The organism is Tepidibacter mesophilus (assembly GCF_002724055.1).
GTDB lineage: Bacteria > Bacillota > Clostridia > Peptostreptococcales > Peptostreptococcaceae > Tepidibacter_A > Tepidibacter_A mesophilus.
Genome location: NZ_BDQY01000010.1, coordinates 20,633 through 37,524 on the forward strand (window position 1 = coordinate 20,633; position 16,892 = coordinate 37,524).

18 protein-coding genes are annotated in these 16,892 nt (G+C 29.7%); 1 reads left to right on the forward strand and 17 read right to left on the reverse strand.

The annotated features are described in order from the left end of the window. Nucleotides 1-304 precede the first annotated feature (304 nt). From Tmeso_RS08030 to Tmeso_RS08100, 15 genes are all read right to left on the reverse strand, one after another. Nucleotides 305-2,272 carry a sigma-54-dependent Fis family transcriptional regulator gene (locus Tmeso_RS08030; RefSeq protein ID WP_099190005.1) on the reverse strand — a complete coding sequence of 656 codons (1,968 nt, stop codon included), beginning with the start codon at nucleotides 2,270-2,272 and terminating at the stop codon, nucleotides 305-307. A gap of 178 nt (nucleotides 2,273-2,450) precedes the next feature. Then, nucleotides 2,451-3,377: a transketolase family protein gene (locus Tmeso_RS08035; protein ID WP_099190007.1), complete on the reverse strand. Its 927-nt coding sequence runs from the start codon at nucleotides 3,375-3,377 to the stop codon at nucleotides 2,451-2,453. Then, entirely contained in the window at nucleotides 3,377-4,198 is an 822-nt protein-coding gene (locus Tmeso_RS08040; protein ID WP_099190009.1) for a transketolase, read from the reverse strand. The genes Tmeso_RS08035 and Tmeso_RS08040 overlap by 1 nt, the downstream gene beginning before the upstream one ends. 59 nt (nucleotides 4,199-4,257) lie before the next feature. Beyond that, nucleotides 4,258-5,124, reverse strand: a complete 867-nt coding sequence (locus Tmeso_RS08045) for a YitT family protein (RefSeq protein WP_099190011.1) — start codon at nucleotides 5,122-5,124, stop codon at nucleotides 4,258-4,260. An 18-nt stretch (nucleotides 5,125-5,142) separates the two neighbouring features. Continuing rightward, nucleotides 5,143-5,895, reverse strand: coding sequence for a WecB/TagA/CpsF family glycosyltransferase (locus Tmeso_RS08050; protein ID WP_334293198.1), 753 nt, complete (start codon nucleotides 5,893-5,895; stop codon nucleotides 5,143-5,145). Further along, complete coding sequence (gene csaB / locus Tmeso_RS08055) at nucleotides 5,873-6,997, reverse strand: polysaccharide pyruvyl transferase CsaB (RefSeq protein ID WP_099190015.1); 1,125 nt, start codon at nucleotides 6,995-6,997, stop codon at nucleotides 5,873-5,875. The genes Tmeso_RS08050 and csaB overlap by 23 nt, the downstream gene beginning before the upstream one ends. Continuing rightward, a complete protein-coding gene (locus Tmeso_RS08060) occupies nucleotides 6,990-9,050 on the reverse strand; it encodes a DUF5693 family protein (RefSeq protein ID WP_099190017.1) in 2,061 nt (686 codons plus the stop codon). The genes csaB and Tmeso_RS08060 overlap by 8 nt, the downstream gene beginning before the upstream one ends. 56 nt (nucleotides 9,051-9,106) lie before the next feature. Next, nucleotides 9,107-9,607: a hypothetical protein gene (locus tag Tmeso_RS08065; protein WP_207653836.1), complete on the reverse strand. Its 501-nt coding sequence runs from the start codon at nucleotides 9,605-9,607 to the stop codon at nucleotides 9,107-9,109. Between the two features lie 230 nt (nucleotides 9,608-9,837). After that, nucleotides 9,838-10,197: a type II toxin-antitoxin system PemK/MazF family toxin gene (locus Tmeso_RS08070; RefSeq protein WP_099190019.1), complete on the reverse strand. Its 360-nt coding sequence runs from the start codon at nucleotides 10,195-10,197 to the stop codon at nucleotides 9,838-9,840. Then, nucleotides 10,190-10,474, reverse strand: coding sequence for a CopG family ribbon-helix-helix protein (locus Tmeso_RS08075; RefSeq protein WP_278281401.1), 285 nt, complete (start codon nucleotides 10,472-10,474; stop codon nucleotides 10,190-10,192). Before Tmeso_RS08075 ends, Tmeso_RS08070 begins: the two co-directional genes overlap by 8 nt. A 29-nt stretch (nucleotides 10,475-10,503) precedes the next feature. Beyond that, a complete protein-coding gene (alr, locus tag Tmeso_RS08080) occupies nucleotides 10,504-11,664 on the reverse strand; it encodes an alanine racemase (protein WP_099190021.1) in 1,161 nt (386 codons plus the stop codon). A gap of 19 nt (nucleotides 11,665-11,683) precedes the next feature. Next, nucleotides 11,684-12,268: a germination lipoprotein GerS gene (gene gerS / locus Tmeso_RS08085; protein WP_099190023.1), complete on the reverse strand. Its 585-nt coding sequence runs from the start codon at nucleotides 12,266-12,268 to the stop codon at nucleotides 11,684-11,686. A gap of 17 nt (nucleotides 12,269-12,285) precedes the next feature. Continuing rightward, the gene (locus Tmeso_RS08090; protein WP_099190025.1) at nucleotides 12,286-12,735 is read right to left on the reverse strand and encodes a CBS domain-containing protein; all 450 of its coding nucleotides are present in this window, start codon (nucleotides 12,733-12,735) and stop codon (nucleotides 12,286-12,288) included. A gap of 2 nt (nucleotides 12,736-12,737) precedes the next feature. Next, on the reverse strand, nucleotides 12,738-13,124 hold the full coding sequence (acpS, locus tag Tmeso_RS08095) for a holo-ACP synthase (protein ID WP_099190027.1): 387 nt from the start codon (nucleotides 13,122-13,124) through the stop codon (nucleotides 12,738-12,740). Between the two features lie 220 nt (nucleotides 13,125-13,344). Continuing rightward, the gene (locus tag Tmeso_RS08100) at nucleotides 13,345-13,959 is read right to left on the reverse strand and encodes a coiled-coil domain-containing protein (protein ID WP_099190029.1); all 615 of its coding nucleotides are present in this window, start codon (nucleotides 13,957-13,959) and stop codon (nucleotides 13,345-13,347) included. Between the two features lie 188 nt (nucleotides 13,960-14,147). Between Tmeso_RS08100 and Tmeso_RS08105 the strand changes: the two genes are divergently transcribed. Beyond that, a complete protein-coding gene (locus tag Tmeso_RS08105) occupies nucleotides 14,148-15,086 on the forward strand; it encodes a hypothetical protein (RefSeq protein ID WP_099190031.1) in 939 nt (312 codons plus the stop codon). A 6-nt stretch (nucleotides 15,087-15,092) separates the two neighbouring features. On the opposite strand, the gene atpC is transcribed toward Tmeso_RS08105, so the two are convergent. Continuing rightward, complete coding sequence (atpC, locus tag Tmeso_RS08110) at nucleotides 15,093-15,488, reverse strand: ATP synthase F1 subunit epsilon (RefSeq protein ID WP_099190033.1); 396 nt, start codon at nucleotides 15,486-15,488, stop codon at nucleotides 15,093-15,095. A 6-nt stretch (nucleotides 15,489-15,494) separates the two neighbouring features. Then, nucleotides 15,495-16,892: a F0F1 ATP synthase subunit beta gene (gene atpD, locus Tmeso_RS08115; protein ID WP_099190035.1), complete on the reverse strand. Its 1,398-nt coding sequence runs from the start codon at nucleotides 16,890-16,892 to the stop codon at nucleotides 15,495-15,497.

Sequence of the window (16,892 nt, forward strand, 5' to 3'; positions counted from 1 at the left end):
CTATTAACTAGCAATACCTATGCCAACTTTAAAGAAATCATAATATATCAATTATTCATTAAATAATATATACTATTATTTAAACTTATTTCAAAATAACTAGTTTTATAAAAAACATATTATATTATTTGTTTTTCAACGAATCACTAGTTGTAATTAATATTTTTAATAGACTAAATAATTAAATATTTTAAAAAATAAAATTAGTTTATTCGATAAAAACATTTATTTCATCCTATATTAAAAGTCTAATATTAGTATAAAATCTCGGTTTAGGAAAAATCACGTCTCAAAATGGGATATCTTATATTTTTTTCCCATTTTGGGATAAATCAATATTGTATTCTTTTATTTTTCTATACATGGATGATTTCCCAATATTAATAAGTATGCTTGCTTTAATAACATTTCCATTACAACGCTTTAATGCTTCAATAATCAATTCTTTTTCCATTTGTTTTAAAGTTTTTATTTCTAAATCACCTTTGCATTTTGTTGTAAAATAAGTATCATTATTAATAGTATTTGACATGTATTCTGGCAATAATGAAGAATCGATACATTCACTATCAGATATATAATAAGCTCTTTGTATTACATTTTGTAATTCTCTTAAATTTCCATTCCAAACATATTTTTTAATATTAGCTAAAAAAGCTCTATCAAAATACTTATTTTGTCTGCAATTATTCTCATTTAATTTATTTAAAAAATAATGTGAGCAATGTATAATATCTTCAGGACGTTCTCTTAATGACGGAATATGTATTTTTAAAACATTTAATCTATAAAATAAATCACCTCTAAAATTTTTTTTCTGTACCTCATCATATAAATTTCTATTGGTAGCTGCTACAATTCGTACATCTAATTTCCTCTCATAAGTACCACCAATCCTTGTCACTACATAATTATCTAAAACACGGAGTAATTTTGCTTGTATTTCTAATGGCAACTCACCAATTTCATCTAAAAATATAGTTCCTTTATTAGCTAATTCAAACTTACCAGGTTTTCCTTCTTTAGACGCCCCTGTAAATGAACCTTTTTCATATCCGAAAAACTCACTCTCAACCAATTCTTTAGGGAGTGCAGCACAATTGATTGCAACAAAAGGTCCACTACTTCTAGGACTGCTACTATGAATAGAGTGAGCAAATAACTCTTTTCCTGTACCACTCTCTCCTTGAATTAAAACTGGACAATCATTTTGAGCCATTTTTTTTGCAGTCTCAATCAATGAAATTAATTTAGGATTTATCGTTACTATATTATCGAAATTATAACTAGAAGAATTACCAACTACTTTATTGACAACAGCTCTAACTATATCAAGTTTTTTTAATGAGATAACAACACCAAAATACGTATTTTTTTCAATTGCTGGTGAAATAGTAAGACTACATTCGATTATTTTTTTTCCTACATATAAAGTTATCTCACTATATTTTATAGTACTGTTCATGTTAAAAATATCATTATCCTTTAATATATCCTTTAATAAATAGTTAACATCAATAGTATTCATTTGCTCTTTAGATACTTTTAAAATTTCGCATATCTTTGTATTGAAATTTTTTATCTTATAATTAGTTCCTAGTATCAAAATTCCATCTTCAATGGAATCAAATGATACGTCAATCCATTTTCTATGTTCAATTATTGAAAGTTGATTTTGAATTGCATTTGCAGCTGCAACTACTATTCCTAGTGTATGAGGATGAAAATCATAAAAATCTCCAGATAAATCAATAATTCCTATAAGTTTTCCTTCATTATTATGAATTGGAGCTGCCGAACAAGTCCAACCATGTTGATCCTTACAATAATGTTCAGCACCTAAAGTTTGAATCGGCTTGTCCAAATTTAAGCATGTTCCAATAGCATTTGTTCCAACATTTTGTTCAGTCCATTGGCAACCCTTTATAAAATTTAATTCATCTCTTTTCCCCATTGCTAATTTATTCCATATAGTCTCAATTATAACTCCATTTTCATCACATAATATAATAGCATAGTTAGAATCTTTTACAATATTATGCAAATCCATCATAATAGGTTTTGAGACCTCAATTAGTTGTCTATTTTTCTTTAAAATATTCTCAAATTCTTCTTTAGGAATTAATTTTCCACATCCTTTATTATAGTCCACCTTATATTTTTTGCACCTTTTCCATGAATCTAATATTTCAGTTCTTATATGAAATGAATTTTCTCTTTCTTCAATAAAATTTTCCCAAGCTAATCTAGTTTCTTCAATTCTTCCTGTCATATTAACTCCTCTACAAAAAATATTTTAATATTAATAATATTTATAGGTACTTAATATTAATAATACCATACTTATCAAGAGTGTAATAAATACACAAATTATTCAAATCTTAATCTATTTTATAAATATACCCAATATAAAAAAAAGCTAGCATAAAAATGCTAGCTTTTTTTTATTATTAAATACTTTCTTTAACTGCTTTAACTATATCATTAGCTGTTAAACCATACTTTTCTAATAAATCATTAGGAGTTCCTGACTCCCCAAAAGTATCCTTAACTCCAACTTTCTTAACTTTCACTGGACAATTCTCAGTTACAACTTCACTAACTGCAGACCCTAGCCCACCTATTACACTGTGCTCTTCTGCTGTTATTATAGCTTTTGTTTCTTTAGCAGCTTTTATTATTATATCAGTGTCTATAGGCTTTATAGTAGGCATATTTATAACTCTTAAAGATATACCTTCTTCTTTTAACATATCATGAGCCTTCATAGCTTCATTTACCATTATTCCACAAGCGATTACAGTAGCATCTGTTCCTTCTAGAACTTCAACTCCCTTACCGATTTCGAATTTATAGTTTTCATCAAATATAGTAGGTACTGCTGATCTACCTAATCTTACATAAACTGGTCCATTATATTTAGCTACTTCAAATATAATTTGTTCTGTTTCTACTCCATCAGCTGGAACTATTACTGTCATATTAGGAATAGATCTCATTATAGCCATATCCTCTACTGATTGGTGAGATGCTCCATCTTCTCCAACTGTAAGACCTGCATGAGTTGCACATACTTTTACATTTAATTTAGGATAACAAACGGAGTTTCTTATTACCTCAAAAGCTCTACCAGCTGCAAACATTGCAAAAGTACTTGCAAAAGGAATTTTCCCAGCAGTTGACATTCCAGCTGCTGCTCCAATTAAGTTTTGCTCTGCTATTCCCATATTGAAAAATCTATCTGGGAAATTCTTTTGGAAATCCGCTGTTTTTGTAGATTTTGAAAGATCTGCATCAAATACTACTACATTTTCGTTCATTTGTCCAAGTTTAACAAGGGCATTACCATAAGCTTCTCTTGTTGCTATTTTTTTCATTACTTAACACCTCCTAATTCTTTTAAAGCTACTTCAAGATCTTCATCGCTAGGAGCTGTTCCATGCCATCCAGCTTGATTTTCCATGAATGAAACGCCTTTACCTTTAACAGTTTTAGCTATTACTATAGTAGGTTTTCCTACTGTTTCTCTAGCTGAATCAAGCGATGCAAATATTTGATCAAAATCATGTCCATCTATTTCTATTACATTCCATCCAAAAGCTTTGAATTTATCAACAACTGGATAGATATTCATTACATCTTCATTTTTACCATCAATTTGAAGTCCATTAAAATCTAAGAAAGTAACTAAGTTATCTAATTTATAGTGAGCAGCACTCATAGCAGCTTCCCATACTAAACCTTCTTGAATCTCTCCATCTCCAAGTATAGTATATACTCTCCAAGGAGCATTATCCATCTTAGATGCCATAGCCATACCACAAGCAGCAGAGAATCCTTGTCCTAAAGATCCTGTCGACATCTCAACCCCAGGAGTTCCTTTCATGTCAGGATGTCCTTGGAGCATAGAATTTATCTTTCTTAACTTCATTAACTCTTTCTTTTCAAAATATCCTTTTTCAGCAAGAGCACTATATAAAACAGGAGCAGCATGTCCTTTTGATAATACAAATCTATCTCTATCTTCCTTCTTAGGATTTTGAGAATCTATATTCATCTCGTCAAAATATAAAGCTGTAACTATTTCAACACAAGATAAAGAACCTCCTGGATGACCTGATTTTGATTCATTAATCATTTGAACTATATTCTTTCTTACACTAGTAGCAATTTGTTTTAATTCATTATGATCTCTCATTTATTACCCTCCTTTTTATATTTTAACTAATAATATATATTTTAAAAATTTAACTAACTTTATGTTCTTATAGGTTTAAAACCTTCACCTAAAACTTCATGTACATTTGCAACCATTATAAATGCATTTTCATCTACATCTTTTACTATATCTTTTAATTTTACCTCTTGAGTTCTATCAACTACTACCAGCAATACATTTTTATCTTTCTTTGTGTACATTCCTTTCCCATTTAAAGAAGTAACTCCCCTTCCTAGGTTTTGCATTATTTCACCACTTATTTCATCTGGTTTTGATGATATTACAAAGAAAGCTTTAGAATAACCCATACCTTCGATTATAAAATCTGCCATTTTAACAAGTATGTAAAGAGCAATTATAGAGTATAGAGATGTTTCGACATTTCTGTTTACAAAGCCGGCAAGTGCTACTATACATAGGTCTATACACATCATCAGCTTTGGTGTACTTATATTAGGAAAGTATTTATTTAGTATTGCCCCTGCTAAATCTGTTCCACCTGTAGTTCCTCCTGATTTAAAGACAAGACCTATTCCAACACCTGCAATAAGACCTCCGTATATAGTCGATAGTAACATATCATTAGTAGGTATATATCCATGAGAGGTTTTTGCAATGACTTCTATAAAAAATGATAATGCCAATGTAGCATATCCTGTTTTTGCTCCGAAAGCTTTTCCAAGAATTATAACTCCAGCTATAAAAAGTGGTATATTTATAACTAGATTTGTTACCGAAATAGATATGCCTGTAATTTTTTTAATAACTATAGCAAGACCTGTGACTCCACCAGGTGCTATTGTATGTGGAGCTAAAAACATAACTATTGCTAATCCCATTAAAGCACATCCAATAGTTATAAGTATATATTCGATTAATATAGTACTCCAGTGCTTTTTTTTCATATTCCACTGCCCCTTTGTCTATTTTTTGATCATCACTTGTACAATGAATTTTGGGAGTAACATCATCCTTTTATATCTCCATGGCTCTTTTACAAGCCTATACAACCATTCAAGTCCAAACTTTTGATAAACCTCTGGTGCTCTTTTGACTTCTCCCGCATATACATCAACGCTTCCTCCAACACCCATAAAAACAGATGTATTTACCTCATCCTTATACTTTTGAATCCATAATTCTTGTTTTGGAGCCCCAAACGCAACAAATAATATATCAGGTTTTAATTCATTTATTTTTCTTATAACTTCTTTTTCCTCATCATGACCTTCATGTCCTATATGATGACCTTTGAAGTAGCCATGGTGAGCTCCTGAATTCTTTATATTTGGGTATTTTCCAACTATATTCTCAACTGCTCTATCAGCAACTCCAGGCTTTCCACCTAATATAAATATAGACTTATTGTTTTCATTACAGTAATTAAGTATATTCTCCATAAGATCAATTCCTGTAACTCTTTCCTTTAAAGGATTTTTTATTATTTTAGAAGCAATTACAAGTCCTATTCCGTCTGGTATAACAAGATCTGCCTCTTTTATTATATTTAAAAATTGTTCATCATCCTTAGCCATCATAACTATTTCACTATTTGGTGTTACTATAATGTTTTTTTTGTTATTACCAAAAAATGTACTCGATGCATTTAACGCTTCATTCATATCTACTTTATGTACTGGAACTCCTAATATATTAATTCTTTCCAAAGTATTCACCTCTATTTTCAATCAAATCCATCAATACCTTATTGTGGATATCAGTTATTTCTCTGAATTCATCTTTTTTTCTAGATATTAATTTTCTCTCATCATCTATATTCTCTATTAAATATTTTACATCATTCATTATATCATTAAAATTTATATTTAAAATAGATATCACATCATTTTTTTCAATAAAATTTAAAAAATTATTTATTTTTGGATCATAAGAAAGCCCTACAACAGGTACCTCCATTAAAACCGAAAATATAAGTGCGTGCAACCTCATTCCTATTAAAAAATCCAAGTTTCCAACCAAAGATATATACTCATCTACATAAAGATATTTATCTAATACGAATACATTTTTTCTATATTTTTTATCTATACTCTTATAAATATCTTTTATTATACTAGAATCTGCATAAAAATGAAAAGGTATAAATAGAACTTGATAATCATATTCTTCAACTAAACTTTCACACACCTTAGAAATTTCTGCTACTATTTGCTTGTTATTCTTCCACGGCCTTATAGAAAATCCTACTATTTTCTTATCAAAGTCTATATTTATATCTCTTAATATTTGTTTCCCAATCTCAATATCTGGTTTTTTAATTCCAAATACAGTATCCATTGTAACTAATATATCCTTCTCTATTCCCATATCTAAAAGCTCTTGTTTAGAATTTTCATCTCTTACATTTATAAAGTCAACTTTATTTAAAACCCTTTTTAAAATATTTCGATTGTACTTCTTATTAACAGGGCCTATCCCTTGAGAATATATCATAACCTTTTTATTTAAAATCTTTGCTATATGTATTATAGCTATATAATAAAGAATAGATCTCTTTGAAGTCACGTCTTGAAGAAGGGATCCTCCTCCACTAACTAATAAGTCACAGTCTTTGATTTCTTTTATTATACTAAAAAGATTCATTCTCTTTATAGACTTTACATTATGCTTTTTTGAAGTGAATTCAGGATACTGAGATAAGACAACTATCTCAGTATCCTGACTAAAACCTTTTATTCCATCTATTATTCCTTTAAGTATAGCTTCATCTCCGATATTATTGAATCCATAATATCCAGATATAACAACTTTAGGCATTTATTTTTCTCCCTTCAATCTTTCTCCATATAAAATCGATTAAAAGAGTAACTATACCTCCTATAATAATTCCAAATACTATCTCATAATTAGTTCTAATATAAGATAGATAAAGAGGTGCTCTTATATGAGAGAAAGTGTTGACTATATTTCCTTGACCAATTACAACTAGTAAAGATAATGGGAATATAGGCCACTTTTGTCCTTTAAACGCTAGATACATCATCAAAATAAATGCAGGATTAGCCATTAAGAATGACTTGTTTCTAGGTCTTGCAGTGAGTACTAACTCTAACATATTTCTAAACAATAATTCTATACTCGAAGGTTTTATATTAGTTTCATGTCCAGTCCTAGCTATAAATACAATACCTATAACCAAGAACACACCTAAAACTATAGCATGTCCTATTTTTATATCTTCCTTAAAAAGTTTTATTATCTCTTTAAAACATATTCCATTTCTTTCTTTTTCTCGTTTATATCCAAATATAGATAAATAAAGCAATACAGTAAGCATTATAGGAGAAAGTTGGGATACTTTAACTCCTCTGAATATATCCATTTCAAGTAAGAACTTACTATCAAGTAAAAGAGATGTTTCAAATAATACCCCTATTAAAGATATCATACAAGCTATTATCAATGTTATTATTCCTTTTACTAGTATATTAAATGCATTCATATTATTTTTAGTTTTTAAAGCAGCTCTAACAACATATAGTATAAAAGCCATACTTATAGAAGGCATTGCAATAGTTGCAAGTAGTGCAAACATCTTGTCTAGTAAATCAGCTTTAACACCTAACCAATATAAAGCTGCAGTCCCTGCTGATGATAATCCAAATAATATATTCATATACTTAGGATTTATATTTACTAGATTGTCTATTAATATTAAAAATGCAGCTATTATACCTATAGCTATAGGTATATGCATCAATCTATTTGGATGAACTTCTCTCATAGAATTAACCTTGCCAATTTTCATATTATGACCCTTTTGTATTCTATTATCAAATTCTTCAAATCTTTGCTTATATATGCTCATATCCGTTACATATTTTCCTTGTTTATCTATAAACGGTTTAAAGTATATAATTCTTACATTTCTCTCTGTTACAGCTCTATACATAGAATTTATTATCTCTTGTCCTTGATGATGATAAGGTATCTCATAATCATATCGTTCCTGAAGCCAATCCCATACATTAAAAACTCTTGTAGCATAATATCCACTGTCCTCAACTAATTTATTAAGACCTTTTTGATCTATATTTTCTCTTTGAACATTGGTTTCAATCATACCTACTACCATATTTCTACTTTTAAGCTCTTTTTGTAGGTAGTCAGTATCAGAATCAAAACCTAAAACTTCTCCACCAGCAAATATTATAGAACTTGGATTAATACCCTGCTCATCTAAAAATTCAAAATAATACTTTATACTTTTTTCATCCTCATACTCAGATAAATATATAGGTCTTGGAAGAACCTCAAGTCCACTAGACTTTATTATATCTATATCCTCTTGTAGGAAACCAATTCCTAAAAACTCAAGCTTAGATCCTTCTAAAACCTTGCTCATTCCTACATAATCTCCATTAACATCATAAAGCTTAGTTTCATCATATATATAGTCTTTACTTTCACCTTTAACTCTTATAGTATTAGAGTCTATAGCCTCTACTCTATCTTGTCCTATTTTTCTTTTAAACCCTTCTAGTATAAAACTGTATATACCCTCATCTGCACTTACTATTAAGTCATATCCATCTATACTAGTTTTTATTTTATATTCTTTTCTATTCTTTAATGTGTTTATAGTAGCTTCATTTATAGCAACCGAGCTTACTTTCATATCCTTAAATTCATTTAAGAAATATTTTAAATCCTCATCACTTCCTTCTTTCATTTTGAGTAATTGATCATAATCAAGAACAATCTCAACATTTTTATATTCACTTTCAATACCATTTCTTTCAAATACTAATACACTAGAAAATAATATACCTATGATTAGAAATATACTAAACAGTCTATTTACCTTCAAATTTATCCCTCCTTCATTTTTCACAAGAAAATAAGGGGTACTAATCCCCCTTTAGATTATTTCACCTCATATTCTCCTTTTACCATGAATATGCAGTTTGTTTTTGCTTTAATACCTCTTCCATCTGATCTTGGCACCATTAAAAGATGATTTGCCGGAGCATCATATCCTTTTCTTAAATCTATACCTTGAGTTAAATCAGCTATTCCTCCAAATTCTGAATCTATTATAGATCCTTTACCTCCTCTTAATATAATCTCACTTCCTGATTGTAATATTATACTTTGTCCCGATTTAACCTCTACTATCTCTAACTCATTAGTGGAATTAATGGGTGTTACATTTCCTTGATTACCTGTATTTATTTTTCCAATAACCTGATTCACATTTTTTGCAAGCTCATCTATTTTCATATCAACATAAGATTTGGTTACAACCGGATCCATATTAGATCCTGCTTCATAACCAGAGGCCTTAACTATATATGTAGATGTTACAATAACAGAACATGATAAAACAGCTATTACAATTTTATTTTTAATCAAATCCTTAAGCATAAATTTAGTCCCCCAATCGAATTATCATCTAATATCCATTATTACAAAATTAACAAAATAAATCAATAAAAATTCGCTTCATGCTATAGCATGGCTCATGTCGCCAACGAGTCCTAACGGGCTCCGTTGCTCAAAATAGTTGCTAGTTAAGCCTTTTTACCAATTTTATTCATAGATTTAAAATATTATATTTTCATTATAAATAAAAAAAAAGAGCCGTTATCAGCTCACTAAATATCGAATAATCCCAAACTTATTTGAAGACCCTCATCTACTTTTTTCATCATATCATCATCGAAATTGCCTATTTTTTCTCTTAATCTCTTTTTATCTATGGTCCTTACCTGCTCAAGCAATACCACTGAGTCTCTATTTAGTCCATAATCATTTGAATTTATTTCAATGTGAGTCGGTAGTTTTGCTTTATTAATTTGAGATGTTATAGCTGCAATTATAACTGTTGGGCTGTATTTGTTGCCTATATCGTTTTGAATAATCAATACGGGTCTTACTCCCCCTTGTTCAGACCCTATTACAGGACTTAAGTCCGCGTAAAAGATGTCGCCTCGTTTAATCTCTAAATTATTCACCTTCTGCGATCTTCCCTTCGTACCCCTTTAAAGAAGACATATCCATGCTAAGACCCATTTCTGCTAAAGCTAAGTTTATAACACCCATTTCTCTATAACCTTTTATCATAGACTCTCTGGTTTGAACTTTTCTTTTTTCTCTTAAATAAAGGTTCATAGCTTCTTTTATAAACTCTGATCTGTTTTTATTTTCTACTTTTATTATTTTATCTACTTCTGAAAGTAAGCTATTAGGTAAACTTACAACGATTTTCTTTTTACCCATACAACTAGACACAAAATCGCCTCCCAAAGTTAAATACACCTCTATTTTATCAGATAATCTAGTATGTGTAAAACTCTATTTCCTTCCAAATACACCCTCGGTATCCTTCTTGAAATCATGCATAAGACCTCATAATTTATTGTATTTAAAGAATTAGCTAGCCTCTCTATCTTAATATCTGCATCTTCACCGAATATCTTTACTTCATCACCTATGCTTACATCTAATCCTTCTATTTGAAGCATACATTGATCCATGCATATTCTTCCAACTACAGGTACTATCTTATCTTTTATCTTCATGTTTGCATTTTCATTTAACATTCTTGTGAAACCATCTGCATACCCAATGGGAATGGTAGCTATTTGTGCTAGCCCATCTGTCTTATACTTTTGGCCATAGCTTATTCCTGTATTAGGTCCTACAGTTTTAATATTCGATACAGTTGTCTTTAATGTCATAACAGGCTTTAGATTTATCCTATCCTTCATAATATCATCAGAAGGATAATGTCCATAAAGGATTATCCCACTTCTTACCATATCAAGATGATACTCAGGGCAATCCATTATACCCGCACTATTACATATATGCTTTATTGGGATTTTTATACCTCTATCTTCTAATTTATCTGTAATATATTTAAATTTATCAAATTGCATATTTGTAAAAGTCTTATCCTTTTCATCTGCCATAGCAAAATGACTATATATACCTACAATATCTAAATTAGAATACCTACATATATTCTCAATAGAGTCTATAGATTGATTATTTATTTGAAATCCCAGTCTCGACATTCCAGTATCTAACTTTATATGTACTCTAGCTTTTTTATTCTTTTGTTCACTAACTTTGTTTAAACTTTGGGCTAATTCATTTGAATATATAGTTATATCTATGTTGTTTTGTATTGCCAGATCAAAGCAATTTTCTTGTATAAAACCAAGACATAATATGGGTAATGTTATATCATTATTTCTAAGTTCTATTCCCTCCTCAAGTGTAGCAACAGCTAGATAATCCACGCCTTCATCAACAAGCGTCTTTGCAATTTGTACAGATCCATGTCCATAAGCATTAGCTTTAACAACTCCGCATATTTGGGTGTCTTCTTTGAGTAATTTTTTTATGTTTTTATAATTTTGCTTTAAGTTATCTATATTTATTTCTGCCCAAGTAGCTCTTGTTTTATAACTCAATATTTCTTCCCCCTCCAATTTAATCCCCGTTGTACTTAAACTCCTTATAATTAACAACAAATCTTTTCTTTAAGTTAACATCCATTATCTCTAACTTATTAGGCTTTAATGTTTTTTTATCAACGTAAATTTTTTGCTTATTAAAATAAAAAGAAGAACCAGGTATATTAGTTTCTAGAATTAAGAAATATTTATCGTAACTTATCTTTAAATCTTCATTTTCAAAAATATTTTTTAGAAAATCTCCTACAAATAAATATCTATTTTCTATGCCTCTATTAGTTAATTTTAATTCATCGTTGTATTTTGGATTTTTAATTATAATCTTATCATCATCATAAATAGTTATTTTTCCTTTTATATTGCTAGGATTTAAGGTTTGGAGCTTGTAATAATTTGGGCTTTTAAAATAGTGAATCGCTTCATAATCTTTTATAGATTTATTGCCACATACGCTTATATTTGCTATACATGAATACGAATCTAATTTATTTATCTTCTTTTGAAATTTATAATACACTTCTTCATCTGTGGATTCTTTACATCCTGTAAAACTAGTACTCGCTAGTATAATTACAAGGATAAGCAAAATCCACTTTTTCACAAAATCCCCCCTTATATTTAATTGTACATCGCTTTTATAATGTCATATCTACATATAATCCCCTTAATGTAGTTGTTCTCATCAACAACAGGTACCCTATTTATAGACTTATTTATCATTTGATTCGCAACATAATCAACACTATCATCTTCATTAACAGTCATAACATCCTTTGACATTATATCAGAAGCCTTATATGCTGCTATCTTTCTAATATCATTTTCTACCTCCTTAAAGCTATCAAAGAAAATATATCCTTGAAGTATGTTTATAAAAGATGGTACATTTACATTTTTCTCTTTTTGTATAATATCTGTTTCTGATATTATACCTACTATCTTATTTTCCTCATCTACTACAGGAACACCACCTATTCTATTCTTTAAAAATATCTCAGCTATCTCCTTTATGGTAGCATCTTTATTTACAACCACTACATTACTAGTCATTATATCTTTTGCCGTCATAATTAAACCTCCCTTCTAGTTGTTATAATAGCATTCGCAACTGCATATTCTCTTGAGTGAGATATAGACAATGAAATTTCTTTCATTTCTAACTTTTCTGATAATTCATATAATTTATTATATAATTTTACTACTGGTTTTCCAAGAGAATTCCTTAATATTTCTATATCTTTTAAATTATATCCTCTGATTCCAGTTCCAAATGCTTTGCTTATAGCCTCTTTCGCAGCAAAATTTCCAGCTATAGTTTGAGCTTTGTAATCTTTTTGTTTAAAATACTCTATTTCTTTCTCTGTATAAATTCTTTCTAAAAACTTATTATTTTTATTTATTGCTTTTTTTATTCTCTCTATTTCTATTATATCTATTCCAGTACCTAAAATATTCATAAGCATCTCCTAAAATTTTATAGTATTTAACATTTATATATTTTAATCCTTTTACGGTAAAAAAACCACCAAATTATATTTAGTGGTTTTCGAATTATTTACACATTGAAAATTATATAATTTTGAATCTATATAAAATTGCTTAAAAACCTACACTTTTAAGCAACAAAGCCCGTAGGACTCGTTGGCGCCATGAACCATGCGTTAGCATGAAACGCATTTATTTCAAAAATTTATCGTCTAATTTTTCCATATCTTTGTGTCCTAGTATAGAATGTATAAAATGATAAGTTGTATTAACTTTTTCTTCTACATCTTCCTTTTGTACTCTAAGTTCATCTAATTCTTTTCTAAGCTTACTTATCTTAGTATTTACGTCTGAAAGATTTGACTGCCCTTTATTTATTCTTTCGTACGAATATTTTACAGTTTCCCTCAAAAGATCTAAATTTTTTTCTTTTATTAACATAGGCATATCTTCTAGTTTTTCAAATATCATATCTATATTATTATTTATATCTTCCATTTCCTGTTTTAATGTATCTAACTCCTTCTCTGCTTTTATATTCTGATTTTCATTTAGCTCATTTGATATATATATTATCTTAGCCATCAACTTAGGCTTTTTTCCCTGAATATCTTTAAGCTGTTTTTCCATAATTTTTTTTTCTTTTATCAACTCATTTAACTCTTTAATCTGTTTTGATATTGAATCATTTGATTCTCTCTTGATAAGCTGTTTAAATGGTTCATATTCAACTAATATAGGTACTTTATTTTTTTTTACTATTTGCTCAATTAAATCTAAATCTAGTTTATCATTCCCAAATATCATATTTTTCAACCTTCCCTTATCTAAATGCTTATAATATATTATATCGTCAAAACAAATTTATATTTTATTAACTATTATAATAAATCTTATTTCCATATATAAAATTTACTAAATAAAATATATCAAGTCAATAAATCTATTGAATTATTTTTTAGTGTTTGGAAAAAATAATTTCACGAGGTGATTTTATGAGAAAAACTATAAGTATACTACTATTTTTTGTACTTATTTTAACTGGATGCTCAAAACCCGAAGAAAAAAAATCAGAAAGTACTCTTCCTAAAGAGCCCAAAACTTTACAAACATTGCAAGACAATGTACTAACTATAATGGCTAAAATAGATTTAATGCCAAGTATTAATACTGCTATTGAAAATAGAAACAAACTAATGGAAATATCTTTTCAAAAAGAAAAAGAACTAGCTTCTCTAAGTGAAGATAGATTGCCCGAAAAAGACAGGGAAAAAACGCCTGAAGATATGGAAAAAGATACAGTTAAAATATCCAACTATATAATAAATACAAATATATACCCATCTTTATTAGTTGAAGATATAGAAAGTATAAACAAGCTAGAAAAAGATAAATTAAAATCCAAATTAGAAGAATATTGGCTTGATATAGACAAAGACTTAGTGGATATCCATAAAGACTGGAATACCGTTCAATCAAGTATGAGCGAAGTATCCGCTGACCCTGAGCAAATTAAAAATTTTGAAACAAATTTAAACTCATTAACAGATTCAGTTGCAAAATACAACATATTTGATTCACTTATATATGCTAATAACATGACTAAATATTTATCTTCTTTTAAACAATACTTTAAAACAAATACTAATAATGATATTGATATTGCAAAATATTCTGTAAGAAAAATAGTATTATTATGTGATATGGAAAATTATGAAGAAGCATTAACAACAGTAAATAATATTTCAGAACTTGTAAATTCGAATGCTCAAACTTATTCTAAAGAAAAGGAAAAATTTGCAAAACTTAAATACTCAATGCAATCTCTTCAAAAATCAATAGAAAACAAAAACCTAAAATTAGTACAAATAAATGCGCCTATAGTTATATCTAATTTAAATGAATTTATACAAAAAGGGACTAGTGAAGACTAGTCCCTTTTATTTAGAAGTATTTATTCTATTAATCGCTTTTTTAAGATCAACTTCAAGAAGATCTATTTCTTTTCCACTAGCTGACTTGATTTTCGCTTCAGCTTCTTCTTTAGCTTTATTAGCTCTTTGTACATCTATTTGATCAGCCCATTCAGCAGCTTCTGTTAATATAGTAGTCTTTTCCTTATCAACCTGAATAAAACCACCTGCAACAGTTGCTTCTTTAAATGAACCATCTTTTTTAAGCTTTAATACACCTATATCCAGTGGAGCTACGTAACTTGCATGATTCTTAAGTATACCGACATCACCGTTTATAGTTCTAACAACTATCATTTCAGCAGTGCCTTCAAAAAACTTTTTATCGGGAGTAACTATTTCTACAGAAAATTCTCCTGCCATGTTTATCTACTCTCCCTTCTTAGCTTTTTCAATTGCCTCTTCTATAGAACCAACATAAAGGAAAGCTGATTCTGGTAAGTTATCATGCTTACCTTCAAGAATTTCTTTAAATCCTCTTACAGTTTCTTTAAGAGGTACATATTTACCTTCCATACCAGTGAACTGCTCAGCAACACTGAACGGTTGAGATAAGAAGTTTTGAATTTTTCTTGCACGGGCAACAGCCATTTTATCTTCATCAGATAATTCATCCATACCAAGTATAGCTATGATATCTTGAAGTTCCTTATATCTTTGAAGAACTGATTGAACTCTACGAGCTACATCATAATGATCAGCTCCAACAACATTTGGATCTAATATTCTAGATGTTGAATCAAGAGGATCAACCGCAGGGTAAATACCACGAGATGCTATATCTCTTGATAAAACTGTCTTAGCATCAAGATGGGCGAATGTTGTAGCTGGTGCCGGGTCAGTTAAGTCATCGGCTGGAACGTATACTGCTTGAACAGATGTTATAGAACCCTTCTTAGTAGATGTTATTCTCTCTTGAAGAGCACCCATCTCTGTAGCTAGTGTTGGTTGGTATCCAACCGCAGATGGCATACGTCCTAATAGTGCAGAAACCTCAGATCCTGCTTGAGTAAAACGGAATATATTATCAACGAATAATAATACGTCTTGTCCTTCTTCGTCTCTGAAATACTCAGCCATAGTAAGTCCTGTAAGCGCAACTCTCATTCTCGCTCCAGGTGGCTCATTCATCTGACCATAAACTAGAGCAGTCTTATCGATAACTCCAGACTCGATCATTTCGTTATAAAGGTCATTTCCTTCTCTAGTTCTCTCTCCAACTCCAGCGAATACCGAAAGTCCACCATGTTGAGTTGCTATGTTGTTAATAAGCTCCATTATAAGAACCGTCTTACCAACTCCTGCTCCTCCGAATAGACCTATCTTTCCACCCTTTGCATAAGGAGCTATAAGATCAACTACCTTGATTCCTGTTTCAAGAATTTCAGTAGAAGTCTCTTGATCTTCAAAAGAAGGAGCTTCTCTATGTATTGGTAATTTTGGTGCACCATCCGGAGCAGGCTTATTATCAACAACCTCTCCAAGAACATTGAATATTCTTCCTAACGTATCTTTTCCAACAGGAACAGATATAGGTGCTCCTGTATCCACAGCGTCAATACCTCTAACAAGTCCATCAGTTGAACTCATGGCTATACACTTAACAGTGTCATCACCTATATGTTGAGCTACCTCTACCACTATCTTTTTTCCATTATATTCTACTTCTATCGCATTTAGTAAGTTTGGTAAATTCTCACTACTAAACTTTATATCCAGTACGGGTCCGATAATTTGAACAACTTTACCGATATTCTTTTCTGGCAT